Below are 13,276 nucleotides of genomic sequence, written 5' to 3'. Positions count from 1 at the left end.
GATGGCAGAGATATTACCAATCAAAGCTTGGCGTTACGCTGAGCATTTAGCACCGAAAATGGAAGAGTTGACTGCACCCTTATTTGATGTGGTCTCAGCTCGTCAGCGACAATTGCTCTATGAGAATCCGTTGAATAGTATTCACCTATCAGTTCCGAAAGGTGAAAATCCTGCACTGAATGCACTTGAAACTTTGAATAAATGGAAAGAGACGGCTGTAATCCTACAGGATGATCTGCCCGGAATATATGTGTATTATCAATATTTCCGGCTTCCTGGGGAGCATGATGAGCGTTGTAGAAGAGGCTTTGTAGCTCAAATTAAAGCCTACGAATGGAGCGACCAAGTTATCTTAAGACATGAGAATACAATCACTTCTGCGGTGAATGACAGAATCGAATTACTGCTAAAAACGCAAATACAGGCTAGTCCTACACATGGCTTGTATGAAGATCCTGAAGAACAGCTGGAGAAATACATGGATGATGCTATCGCTAATCCATTGTACGAGCTAGAAGATTATCAGGGCGTAAGAGAAGTGATGGCTCTCATTCAAGATCCCGAGATTATTAGACATTTTGTGCAGGTAATGAAAGACAAGCAAGTAATCCTAGCAGATGGGCATCACAGACTTGAGGGAGCTATAGAATACCGAAAGTCCATGCAGGGCTCATTGTCTGATACTCGCTGGAAAGGACATGATTATCACCTGATGTATCTGACCAATACAAGCGGAAATCATTTGAAAATCCTTCCCACTCACCGGTTATTTTATGGATTGGAGCTATCACAAGAGGACTTAATAGAAAAGGTAAAGAAATGGTTCGAAGTGAAAAAATTTGCAGACTCTGAAGAATTGGGTGGATATGCTTTTCATAAACCTCATACCTTTGGTTTGGTAATGGGAGAGGATAGCTATATGCTGCAATTGAAGTCGGGTAAAATAAACGATATCAATCAGCATTTGCCGGAAAGTATCCGAACCCTTGATTTAGCCGTACTTCATGAGGTGCTTTTTGAAAGGATATTAGCTATTCCAGTAGCTGTTCAAAGGAACTCAGATCAGATAGCCTATGAGCGAAATTTCTCCAGATGCATCAGTGAAGTGAGATCAGGCAAGGCAAGTTTTGCAGTAATTACCCGAGAATTAGAAATGGAACAAGTGTTAGAAGTATGTAGATCTGGTGAAGTTATGCCGCAGAAATCGACCTATTTCTATCCAAAAGCACTAGGCGGATTACTTTTCGCCAGTATTAAACAAGATGAATTTGATTTCGACTATGAATCCTTTATTGAGTAATCTAAGGAATAAGAAAATTGTATTAGCCTCTAATTCACCAAGGCGACAAGAATTATTGAAGGGATTGGAAGTTGATTTTGAAGTTAGAGTCATTGACGTAGATGAAAAAGTACCAAAAGATATTCAGGCTGAATATGTGGCTGCTTATCTTTCCAAATTGAAATCTGAATCTTTTACTGATGAACTTGCTGCCAATGAAATTTTAATCACTTCAGATACTGTAGTGATAGCTGGTGGACATGTACTAGGTAAACCTAACTCAGAAGAGGAGGCCTTTGATATGTTAAAAAGTCTCTCTGGAGCCACACATACGGTGATGACAGCGGTAACATTTCGTGACAAAACCAGGCAAATAACGTTGGAAGATGAGACGAAAGTGACTTTTAGATTTCTTGAAGAAGATGAGATCTGGCATTATATCCGTCAATACAAGCCCATGGATAAGGCTGGTTCTTATGGTATCCAAGAGTGGATTGGTTATATGGGAGTGGAGCGGATAGAGGGTTCTTATTACAATGTGATGGGTTTCCCATTGCATTTAATATATGCTCAGTTAAAGAAATGGTAATTGTATGATTTTGTTCAAGTCTCAAGACTGAGTTATACTAGATAAAAAGAGCTGACTTGAAGTAAATGAATAGTCATAGAAAAAGCCCTGTGAAAACTCACAGGGCTTTTTAGATAGTATGAATGGCATTGAGATACGAAAGATTTTTCGCTCATACATTCATTAATAGCTTTATTTTTTAACCGCCGTAATCTTTCCATCTACAGCAGCTACTTTGTCGCCTTCTTTTAGGTCTTTGCTCACGATGAAGTAAGGGCCAGAAATGATTTGATCACCTTCAGCAAGTCCTTCCAGTACTTCAATGTTTTGGAAGTCAGAAATACCCGTTTTGATTTCTCTCAATTTTGCCACTCCGCCTTCATTGATAAATACTAATTCTTTGGCCCTAGTAGTACCTCCCAATAAAGTATCCTGCTTGCTTTCTCTTGTCGTCACAGCTGCCAGAGGAACAGATAGTGCATTGTTTTTAGAATTAGTAAGAATCTCCACAGAAGCTGTCATTCCTGGACGGAAAGGGTATTTTTTACCTTCACTCACTAATTCTTTGTAAGAGTCATTCAATATTCTGATTTTAACTTTGAACTCCGTCACAGCGTCAGATGATGCTTTTGTATTAGCCGTATTAGCAATACTTGTCACCACGCCTTTGAACGTTTTACCTGTGTAATTGTAGGAATCCACATCAATAATAGTAGTGTCACCTAAGCTTAATCGAACAATGTCATTTTCGTTCACATCTACTCGTACTTCCATTTTAGAAAGATCAGCGATGGTTAGCATTTCAGTACCTGCCATTTGAGCTGTACCTACTACACGCTCACCTTGTTCTACCAAAAGATTGGAAACAATTCCACTTACTGGAGAATACACGTTAGTTAATCTTAAGTTTTCGGATGCTTCATCTACAGATGCCTGAGAACTTTTAACCACAAACTCTGACGCGAGAACACTTTGCTTAGCTGCTTCTAGATCTTTTTGAGATGAAATAAAAGTTGCTTGAGCTTGTTCAAAATCTGAATCGGAAATTGCTTTTTGTTCGTAAAGACTTTTTTGTCTATTAAAATTTTGGTCTGCTTGAGTGAATTGCGCTTCAGATCTCTGTAATGCTGCACGAGATTGGGCTAAGTTAGCTTGCTGTTGATTGAAGTTAGCTCTAGTTCTATCTAATGCTGAGATAAAGTTGTCAGGTCTAATTTTGACTAACAACATACCCATAGAAACAGAATCTCCTTCTTTTACATTGAGAGAAATAATCTCACCAGCTACGTCTGGACTTAGGTTGACTTCTACTTCAGGTTGAATTTCCCCAGAGGCACTTACTTTCTCCACAATTGCCACTCGTTTTACGGTCGCAACTTCCACTTGAGTTTCTTTATCACCGCCTACCCAACCGGCATTGCGAGCGATCACTGCAAAAATTATGAGGACTATTATTCCTCCTAGGAGATAATACAATAGTTTATTTGATTTCTTATTAGCCATGGTTTAATTAAGATTAATTGGATTACCCAAGTAAAAATCAAGAACTTTTACTCTGAAAATGTATGTGTATTTGTCGTAGACAAGTTGAGATTGAGCAGAAAACAAGTTGTTTTGAGCAATCTGAAAATCAACAGAGTTGATAGCTCCTAGTTCAAACCTTTGTTGAGAGATCCTGAAGGATTCTTCCAAACTCGCGATTCGAGTCAATGAAGCCTGATAAGATTGCTCAGAAGCAAGAGCATTAGTATATGCCGTTTCTATATCCTGTCTTAATTGATTTCTTGCTTCTAATTCAGAAACTTCTGCCAACCTTTTCTGAACATTTGCACGCTGAACATTGGACTTGTTCACCATTCTGGAAAATAATGGAACACTTAATTGTAAACCTGCAGACTGGCGAAAGTTAAAATCAATTTGATTACTAAAAGTTTCATCGTAAATATCCACATAGTTGGATCCTAAATTTGCGTATAGACCTATGGTAGGGTAGTATCCAGATTTTGCAATTTTGATATCATAATTTGCGCTTTCAACGCCCAATTCCGCCGCTTTAATTTCTGGCATTGTACTTACAGCAGTCTGGAATATGCTAGAGGAAGATTCTGATACCATAAAAGTATCATCAATATCTAGCTGTGGTTTCTCAATTTGAAAATCACTCGAAAATGGGATTTGGAGTGCTTGCGCAAGACTAAGCATTGAGTTATTCAGTGTAGCTCGAGCATTAATCAAATCCACATTATTAGTAGCTAGCTGCGATTGAAGATCCAATTGATCCGAATAGGGTAAAGAACCTGCATCAACCAATTTGGTTGTTCTTTCTAATTGATTTTGAGTAGTTTTCAACTGATTTTCAGCAATTTTAACTTGCTCCTGATTGAATACCACATTCACATAGAAGTTGATTACGTTCAGTGTAATTGTGTTCTTAGTGGCTTCTATGTTATAATAACCTTGCTCTATAATCGTCTTGGTCTGGTTGATTGTATTATTTATTCTACCAGCATTGAAAACCGTTGCATTAGAGGACGCACTCAAGTTAATGTTACCAATTCTTTGTGTTTCAAACAAGTTGGTCGCAGGGTTAATGGATCTACCCCAGTTGAAGTTTGTTGAACCTCCAGCTGTTAAATTGGGATAACGTTGACCTTGATTTTGAAGAAGTGTAGCTTCATTTGCTAGTTGATTTAGCTCACTTCTTTTCAGGGTCAGGTTATTGTTCAATGCAATAGAAACGGCTGTTTCCAAGTCAATAGGACCGCTTGGGATTACAGCTTCTTGTGCAAAAGTTGAAAAACCAATTCCTGTAGCTAAGGCAAAGCCTAGTAGAAATTTTCTCATGGTTTATTTAATTGTGTAATTAAAGGTCGATGTCTGGAATGTAAATTAATTCAGTGATCCAGGATAATGATTTTAAGTATTCTATAGTAATATCTCTGATTCCAGAGTCCATTTCTATCACGTGACAAGCCAAGTCATTTTTACCTTTTCTAGAAACGGACATCGTAGCAATATTCGCTTTGGACTGAGCAATCACGGCAGATATAAAAGCAATAGCTCCTGAGATATCTTCAGCTTTTATAATAAGCGTATGATCAGCTGCTGAAAAATTGGCGACAAACCCGTCAACTTCTGAAATGTTTATTACACCACCCCCCAAGCTTTCTCCAACTACCTCCACTGTTCTTTCTCCTCTTCTCAAATTGAGTTTGATGGTATTTGGATGATGAATAGAAGAATTAGCTATTGATTTAAACCTATATGTAAGCCCGCTTTCTTCAGCAATCTGGAGTGAGTTTTTGATATTCGCGTCGTCAGTTTTGAAATCCATCAATCCACCGATTATTGCTCTATCGCTCCCATGACCTTCGTATGTTCTAGCAAATGAATTATAAAAAGTGATAGAAGCATCCTCTGGTTTCCCTCCCAATACACGAATTGCTGCTCTTGCAATTCTTACTACTCCTGCGGTATGGGAAGAAGACGGTCCGATCATTATTGGTCCTATCATATCAAAAATGCTACTTTTATTTGCCATTTGGGTCTATTGTTCCAATTTTGATGCTAAGGTAAAATCGTTCCATTGATTTCATGCCATTATTAAAGTTTATTGTATAGAATGGGTTTGAATGGTTAAATGTTTATATAGTTTAACATCCCTATAAATTTACAAAATATTGCATTGACCGATTATGAACAGTTTTATGAACGAAATCGAAACAATCTTTCAAAAATCATCCACTAATGAAAACTGGATTAACCAAGATAGTATAAAGTTGCCAAATAGGGCAATGAACTTCGGTGACGGGCTATTTGAGACAATGCTTTGGAATAAGGATAATATTCGATTTTTTGAAAAGCATTTATTTCGCTTACATAGAGGAATGAAGGTTCTAGGCTTGGAGGAATCCAGTATCAATTCCACTGAGCTGATTTCACTTTTGCAAACTATAGCCCCGGGCACCCGAAAAAGAGTGAGATGGAATGTGTTCCGTAGTGGAGCTGGTAAGTATACCCCAGAGAGCGCTGAAGTGCTGCAAACATTATACATCACCGAATTTATCGTAGCACCTAGCATAAAATCCAAAGTAGATGTGTCCTTTAAAGTTCGGCTGTTCCCAACGCTCTGGTCTTCATTTAAATCTCTTAATTCCTTGCCCTACGTTTTGGCTAATAATGAAAGAATAAGTAGAGGATTGGATGAAATAATCTTGCTCGATTACAGGGGATTTATATCAGAGGCTGGAGCTAGCAATATTTTTTGGATTAAAGATGGGACTATTTGCACCCCTTCGCTTAGTTGTAGTTGTATTGATGGTGTGAGCAGGAGGCTAATATTAGAGCATTTAGATCAAAATTCATTGCCATATTTAGAAGGGGAATTTGAGTTGAGTGAATTGGAAAATGCTGAGCAAGTTTTTGTAAGTAATTGTACAGGCTTCAGTTTTTTGGAAAGTTTGGGAAAGTGGGAGCTATCTACGGAGCCGATCTCATTTTTGAGGGAAATTTTTGATTGACATTTAAATAGGTACTTTTTATTACAGACCTTATCTTGAAAATATTATCTTTAACGGCTTATTCTAATAAGTTTAGTCAATTACCCAAGCTAACTGCCCATAACCTAACCTAATATTTATGCTCTTAGAACCTTTAGATTTAGCCGTCTTCATAGGCTATTGTTTGCTCATCATCGGGATGGGACTTTATGTGTCCCGTGAGAAGAAAGGTCACGTAAAAAATTCCTCAGATTATTTTCTTGCATCGAAAGCATTGCCATGGTGGGCTGTGGGTGCATCTTTAATTGCTTCCAATATTTCTGCGGAGCAGTTTATTGGGATGTCAGGATCTGGTTTTGCACTAGGTTTGGCGATATCTACTTACGAATGGATGGCTGCAGTCACCTTATTAGTAGTAGCAATTTTCTTTTTGCCGATTTATATTAAAAAGGGAATCTATACCATGCCTGGATTCTTGCTAGATCGATATGATACTAGAGTAAGAACCACTATGGCAATCTTCTGGTTGCTACTCTATGTTTTTGTTAATCTTACCTCTGTATTATATCTAGGGGCTTTGAGTTTGAATACTATCCTGAATGTCCCTATGGTTTATGGTATTATAGGTTTAGCATTTTTTGCTATGATCTATTCTATCTATGGTGGTCTGAAGGCGGTTGCTTGGACTGATGTGATACAAGTGATTTTCTTGATCGCAGGTGGACTTGCCACTACTTATATCGCCCTTCAAATGGTAGGTAGCGGAAACGCGTGGGACGGATTGAGCTTGTTGAGGAGGGAAGTACCAGGCCATTTTTCAATGATTTTATCTCAAGGGGAGATGATCATCCCTGATGGTGCAGGCGGGACCCGCGATGCCTATCTGGATCTTCCTGGGATATCTGTATTAGTAGGTGGGATGTGGATTACCAATCTTAGTTACTGGGGTTTCAATCAGTACATCACTCAAAGAGCATTGGCTGCTAAAAGTCTAGATGAAGCTCAAAAAGGGATGATTTTCGCTGGTTTCTTGAAATTACTTATGCCTTTAATCGTCGTAATTCCTGGTATTGCAGCTTATGTAATAGTGAAAAATGGAATTGATGTAGGCTTTATAGAGTCAATGAAAGATCCGATCACGGGTCTTGTGAAATCTGATAGAGCTTATCCAACCCTACTTCAACTTTTGCCTGTAGGTTTGAAAGGTCTTGCCTTTGCTGCTTTGACAGCAGCTATTGTATCATCCCTAGCATCTATGGCGAATAGTACTTCTACTATTTTTACAATGGATATTTTCAATAAATACATTGATAGAAACGCTTCAGAAGCGAAGCAAGTAAAGGTTGGTCGTATTACTGCATTGGTTGCATTTGGTGTAGCATCGTTAGTAGCTCCTGCACTGGGAGCGCTAGATCAGGCTTTTCAGTTTATACAGGAATACACAGGGTTCATTAGCCCTGGCGTTTTTGCTATTTTCTTCTTTGGTGTATTCTGGAAGAAGACTACTTCAAATGCTGCTTTGACTGGTGCCGCTGTGAGTATTCCTCTTTCCATACTTTTGAAGGTTGTCTTCCCCTCATTGCCATTCATTGATAGAATGGGAGTAGTGTTCTTAATTTTAGCTGCGTTGATGATCATTATTAGTTTGGTAGAAGGTAAAGGAAAGGATCATCCAAATAGTATTGAGATTTCTAAGGACCTATTTAGTACAAGTACCACGTTTAAGATTGGTGCTGTTCTGATAGCTGGCATTACTGCAGCATTATATATTGTATTCTGGTAAAAATTAATTTAGATGAGACGTTTATTATTAGGAATTGACATAGGAAGCTCCTCTGTCAAAACCTCTCTACTTGATGCAGATTCAGGCAAGTCTATCATTTCAAAAGGATTTCCTGATGAAGAAATGATTATAGATTCTCCTGAAAAAGGATGGGCAGAGCAGGATCCAGAGACCTGGTGGAAGTATGTGCAACACACTATCCGCTATGTACTGAACAAGACTTCAGTGAAGAAGGGCGAATTGAAAGGAATAGGTATAGCTTACCAAATGCATGGGTTAGTATTAGTGGACAAAGATCAAAATGTCCTCAGACCGTCCATTATTTGGTGCGATAGTCGAGCTGTAGGTATTGGAGAAAAAGCTTTTAGAGATTTGGGTGAAGAATATTGCCTGAAAAATTTGCTGAATTCTCCTGGAAATTTCACTGCTTCAAAGCTCCGTTGGGTGATAGAAAATGAGCCTGCTTTAGCTTCCAAAATCCATAAAATGATGCTTCCCGGAGATTTCATTGCAATGAGATTGAGCGGGGAGATTTGCACATCCGAAACTGGCCTATCTGAAAGTATCTTATGGGATTTTAAGAAAAATGCCTTGAGTGATAAGGTGCTGGACAATTATCATATTTCAAAATCTTGGATTCCCGAAGTGGTTCCCTCTTATTCTATCCAAGGAAGAGTATCTGCTTTGGCATCTGAAGTCACGGGATTGGAAGAAGGGATTCCTATTTCATACCGCGCTGGTGACCAGCCAAATAATGCCTTTTCACTTCAAGTATTAAAGCCGGGAGAACTAGCCACGACAGCGGGTACATCTGGCACTGTGTATGGAGTAGCTGATAAACCGCTTCATGACCCCTTGTCCAGAGTAAATACTTTTGTGCACGTAAACCATACCGAGAATAATCCTTCGTATGGAGTTTTACTTTGTGTAAATGGAACAGGTATCTTGAATAGCTGGCTGAAGAAAATCATGGGGGCAGCACACATCGAATACGATGAAATGAATAACCTGGGTGGGTCTGCGCCAATAGGATCTGAAGGCTTGACTTTTATTCCTTTTGGCAATGGTTCGGAGCGTATAATGCAAAATCAACATGTGGGAGCTCATATGCTTGGATTGAATCTTCTAAAGCACGATAAGCGTCACATGATCCGTTCTGCACAAGAAGGAATCGTATCAGCACTTACGTATGGATTTCGTATCATGCAGGAAATGGGATTAGATCTCAAGACTGTCAAAGCAGGTAAGGCAAACATGTTTCTGAGTCCAGTTTTTCGCAAAACTTTTGTTCATATGAATAAGGTAGTGCTAGAATTGTACGACACAGACGGAGCACAAGGCGCCGCTAGGGGAGCAGGAATTGGTGCTGGTGTTTTTGCCAGTGAGTCAGAAGCATTTGTTGGCTTATCTTTGCTAGAAACCATAGAACCAAATGAGCAATTTTATGATCCCTATGAAGAAGTATATTTGAATTGGAAAAATCATTTGGAATCAGTACAAAAAATGAATTTATAATCGAATTTCAGACCTATAAATAAACAGATAAACCAAAGTAAACATGTCAAAAACTTATTTCCCCTCAATCGATAAAATACCCTTCGAAGGTAAAGACAGTGATAATCCAATGGCTTTTAGGTTCTATGATGAAAATCGTATGATCGCAGGAAAAACCATGAAGGAGCACTTCAAATTTTCTATTGCATACTGGCATTCCTTCTGTGGAAATGGTGGCGATCCATTCGGTCCTGGTACTATTGTTCATCCTTGGGACTCAGCTGCAGATCCTATTCAGAGAGCAAAAGACAAGATGGATGCGGCTTTTGAATTCATCACTAAAATTGGATCCCCTTTTTATTGTTTCCATGATATTGATCTGATTGACGAAGGATCTAGCCTTGGTGAGTACGAGAAAAGAATGCAGATCATCACTGACTATGCTAAGGAAAAGCAAGCAGAGTCAGGAGTAAAATTACTTTGGGGAACTGCAAACGTATTTAGCAATCCTCGCTACATGAATGGAGCTTCAACCAACCCAGATATGAATGTAGTAGCTTGGGCAGGTGCGCAAGTAAAAAATGCAATAGATGCTACCATTAAACTAGGTGGTGAAAATTATGTGTTCTGGGGCGGTCGTGAAGGCTACATGTCATTATTGAATACAGACATGAAGCGTGAGACCGAGCACCTAGCTCAATTTTTAACCTTGGCTCGTGACTACGCTAGAAAGAATGGTTTCAAAGGAACCTTCTTCATTGAGCCAAAGCCAATGGAGCCAACTAAGCATCAGTATGATTACGATGCTGCTACGGTTATTGGCTTTTTGAGACAGCATGGTTTGGATAAGGATTTCAAACTGAATATTGAAGTAAACCACGCAACATTGGCAGGTCACACTTTCCAGCATGAATTACAAGTATGTGCTGATGCAGGAATGCTTGGAAGTATCGATGCGAATAGAGGGGATTACCAAAATGGATGGGATACGGATCAGTTCGCGATGAACTTGCAAGAAATGACCGAAGCGATGTTGGTGATCTTGACTTCAGCTGGTATTCAAGGTGGTGGAGTTAATTTTGACGCAAAAATCAGAAGAAACTCAACGGACATGGATGATTTATTCTTGGCGCACATCGGCAGTATGGATGCTTTTGCTAGAGGTATGCTGATCGCTCAGGATATTTTGGACAAATCAGATTACCTTGAGAGAAGAAAGAATCGCTATGCGAGTTTCGATTCTGGAAAAGGGAAGTCCTTCGAGACAGGAAGTCTGACACTTGAAGAGTTGAGAAACCTCGCTGCTGAGGTTGGTGAACCAATTCAGACTAGCGGTAAGCAAGAGTACTTTGAGAACCTATTGAACAGATACATCTAGATCTCATTAATAAATAGTATTTGGAAGTCCGGTTGATATACATCAATCGGACTTTTTTTGTTATTAGTGAGTTGTGTCCTAATAAATATTGTTTGGAGAGAAGATGTTTGTGACTTCCGATTTTCCAGATAATTGATTACAGTTGTCTATCTAAAAACATTAAAATAGAGTAATAAGACCAGCTGAGAAGCTAAAACTATTAAGTCTCTGGCTAAGGTAGATTTTGATCAAACTCAATCTAATTTAACTCAAGTAATGCTATTGATGTGGATAGTCATATTTAAGTTTAGATGTTCCAGATTTTTTAGGCAATTTCCCATTGGAATTAACCAAGTCCTATGAAACATACCTGGAAACTATTTGCTCTTCTTATTCTCTTTTCTTGTGGGTCCTCAAAATTTGACTCGGAAGTTACCTTGCCTAAGCTTTTTGGTGAGGGAATGGTTTTGCAGCGTGACGCCACGATTTCATTCTGGGGGCGTGGTATTCCAGGTGAAAATGTACGCGTAAGTTTAGCTGGAGCGATTACAAGTGGAACGATAGAAGAAGATAGCACATGGATACTCAAATTACCCAAATTACCTGCTGGAGGTCCATTCATATTGGAAGTGAACCGGAAAAAAATCAATGATGTGTACATCGGAGATGTCTGGGTGGCCGGTGGTCAATCCAATATGGAATGGCGATTGAAATCACAGGTGATAGGTGCAGAAAAAGAATTTTTAGCAGGCGGAAATCCTCAGATTCGTTTTTTTAAGGTTCCAAATTCCTATAGCGCAGTGAAGCTAGACGATGTGGTAGGAGGTGAGTGGAAAGTTGCAGATTCGGTTAATTTAAAGGAATTCTCAGCGGTGGCCTGGTTTTTTGCGAAGCGAAATAATGAGGAAAAGAAAGTGCCAGTAGGGATCATAGAATCTAATTGGGGAGGAACCCCCGTGGAAGGATGGACTGATGCTGAGATTTTGGCGGAAATGGAAGGTTCATTCAGCAAGCAAGCGAAAGATGTGATTGAAAACAATGAGCGTTGGGAAGCTAAGTTGAAAGAGAATGATTCGAACCGGCAAATGCGCGATTCTATGGTAAGCAAACCTGATTCGCTTACGGCAATGAATGTGGCAGCTCTTAGCTACGATGATTCTAAGTGGAGAAAAATTAATCTGCCTCAGGCAAATCCCTTGCAGCATATTGCTTGGGTTCGCAAAAAATTCACTCTTACAACAACTGACGACGTAAGGCTTCATTTGCCAACTATCGATCAAATGGCATATGTATATCTGAATGGACAATTGTTGCACTATAAAGACTGGGGATCAACTTTGTCAGAACTGATGATTCCATCGAAGATTCTCCTGACCGGAGTGAATGTGTTGACTATTCGAGCGATTAACACTTGGAATAATAAGCCAAGCATTGGTCAATCTGACGAAATGTATTTGCTAGAAGCTGGTAATAAAATATCGCTGGAAGGGACTTGGACATATTCCAATACTACAGTTGAGCCTCACCTGCCAAAAGTAGAATACTTCAATTGGATGCCTGGAATGATGTACAACGCAATGATTGTACCTCTCACCAATTATACGATCAAAGGCGCTATCTGGTATCAGGGAGAAAGTAATGCAGGTCGTCACGAAGAGTATAAGACACTTTTTGCTACTATGATTACCAACTGGAGGGAAGCTTGGGGATTAGGCAATTTTCCATTTCTGTTCGTGCAATTGGCAAATTATATGGAACGTAAAGAAGTTCAAGCAGATAGTAATTGGGCGTTTTTAAGAGAAGCGCAAACTCAGACACTAGAACTTCCAAAAACTGGAATGGCAACAATCATCGACATTGGGGAAGAAGGAGATATTCATCCTAAAAACAAAAAAGATGTTGGAGAACGACTATGGCTACAGGCTAGAAAAGTTGCTTTTGAAGAGAAAATTCTAGTTTCTGGACCCCAAGTTGATTCGCTTTATAGACAGGGAAATGAATTGATAATCAAATATAAATCTACTGGAGAAGGCCTAAAGTTACTTTCCGGAGATGCAGTAAAGGGATTTATTGTAGGAAATGAAAAAGTTGATTTTGAGCAAGTTTCAGCTTCAATTGTGGATAAGCAAACCGTAAAAATTAGTCTTCCGGAAGGAATGGAAGTTGGGGAAATACGTTACGCTTGGGCTGATAATCCTGAAGTCAACTTGGTAAATAATCTTAATTTACCAGCTGAACCATTCAGAGTGGAGTTTGAGTAAATCATCTAGAAGACCAAGTGTTATTGCTTGGTCTT

10 protein-coding genes are annotated in these 13,276 nt (G+C 39.1%); 7 read left to right on the top strand and 3 right to left on the bottom strand.

The features are described from left to right. Position 1: 1 nt before the first annotated feature. Entirely contained in the window at positions 2–1,300 is a 1,299-nt protein-coding gene (locus BVH02_RS11165) for a DUF1015 domain-containing protein (protein ID WP_086501521.1), read from the top strand. Next, positions 1,281–1,868: a Maf family nucleotide pyrophosphatase gene (locus BVH02_RS11160; protein WP_086501520.1), complete on the top strand. Its 588-nt coding sequence runs from the start codon at positions 1,281–1,283 to the stop codon at positions 1,866–1,868. The genes BVH02_RS11165 and BVH02_RS11160 overlap by 20 nt, the downstream gene beginning before the upstream one ends. 171 nt (positions 1,869–2,039) lie before the next feature. Here the strand turns inward: BVH02_RS11160 and BVH02_RS11155 are convergent, their stop codons facing one another. From BVH02_RS11155 to sdaAB, 3 genes are read right to left on the bottom strand one after another with little or no spacing between them, the layout of a single operon-like run. Further along, positions 2,040–3,350, bottom strand: coding sequence for an efflux RND transporter periplasmic adaptor subunit (locus BVH02_RS11155; protein WP_086501519.1), 1,311 nt, complete (start codon positions 3,348–3,350; stop codon positions 2,040–2,042). Positions 3,351–3,353: 3 nt separating this feature from the next. Beyond that, positions 3,354–4,691 carry a TolC family protein gene (locus BVH02_RS11150; RefSeq protein WP_086501518.1) on the bottom strand — a complete coding sequence of 446 codons (1,338 nt, stop codon included), beginning with the start codon at positions 4,689–4,691 and terminating at the stop codon, positions 3,354–3,356. Between the two features lie 19 nt (positions 4,692–4,710). Next, complete coding sequence (sdaAB, locus tag BVH02_RS11145; RefSeq protein ID WP_086501517.1) at positions 4,711–5,388, bottom strand: L-serine ammonia-lyase, iron-sulfur-dependent subunit beta; 678 nt, start codon at positions 5,386–5,388, stop codon at positions 4,711–4,713. A gap of 166 nt (positions 5,389–5,554) precedes the next feature. Between sdaAB and BVH02_RS11140 the strand changes: the two genes are divergently transcribed. The 5 genes from BVH02_RS11140 (at position 5,555) to BVH02_RS11120 (ending at position 13,241) form a co-directional block, all read left to right on the top strand. Continuing rightward, complete coding sequence (locus tag BVH02_RS11140) at positions 5,555–6,367, top strand: aminotransferase class IV (protein ID WP_223271759.1); 813 nt, start codon at positions 5,555–5,557, stop codon at positions 6,365–6,367. Between the two features lie 118 nt (positions 6,368–6,485). Further along, the gene (locus BVH02_RS11135) at positions 6,486–8,129 is read left to right on the top strand and encodes a sodium/sugar symporter (RefSeq protein ID WP_086501516.1); all 1,644 of its coding nucleotides are present in this window, start codon (positions 6,486–6,488) and stop codon (positions 8,127–8,129) included. A gap of 12 nt (positions 8,130–8,141) precedes the next feature. After that, complete coding sequence (locus BVH02_RS11130; protein ID WP_086501515.1) at positions 8,142–9,644, top strand: xylulokinase; 1,503 nt, start codon at positions 8,142–8,144, stop codon at positions 9,642–9,644. 43 nt (positions 9,645–9,687) lie between these two features. Continuing rightward, the gene (gene xylA, locus BVH02_RS11125; protein WP_086501514.1) at positions 9,688–11,001 is read left to right on the top strand and encodes a xylose isomerase; all 1,314 of its coding nucleotides are present in this window, start codon (positions 9,688–9,690) and stop codon (positions 10,999–11,001) included. A gap of 338 nt (positions 11,002–11,339) precedes the next feature. Beyond that, positions 11,340–13,241, top strand: coding sequence for a sialate O-acetylesterase (locus BVH02_RS11120; RefSeq protein WP_086501513.1), 1,902 nt, complete (start codon positions 11,340–11,342; stop codon positions 13,239–13,241). The last annotated feature ends 35 nt before the right edge of the window (positions 13,242–13,276 follow it).

Origin of the sequence: Algoriphagus ratkowskyi, from assembly GCF_002150505.1 — a bacterium.
GTDB lineage: Bacteria > Bacteroidota > Bacteroidia > Cytophagales > Cyclobacteriaceae > Algoriphagus > Algoriphagus ratkowskyi.
Note: the sequence above shows the minus strand (reverse complement) of the source record. Positions and strands in the feature narration are given on the sequence as shown.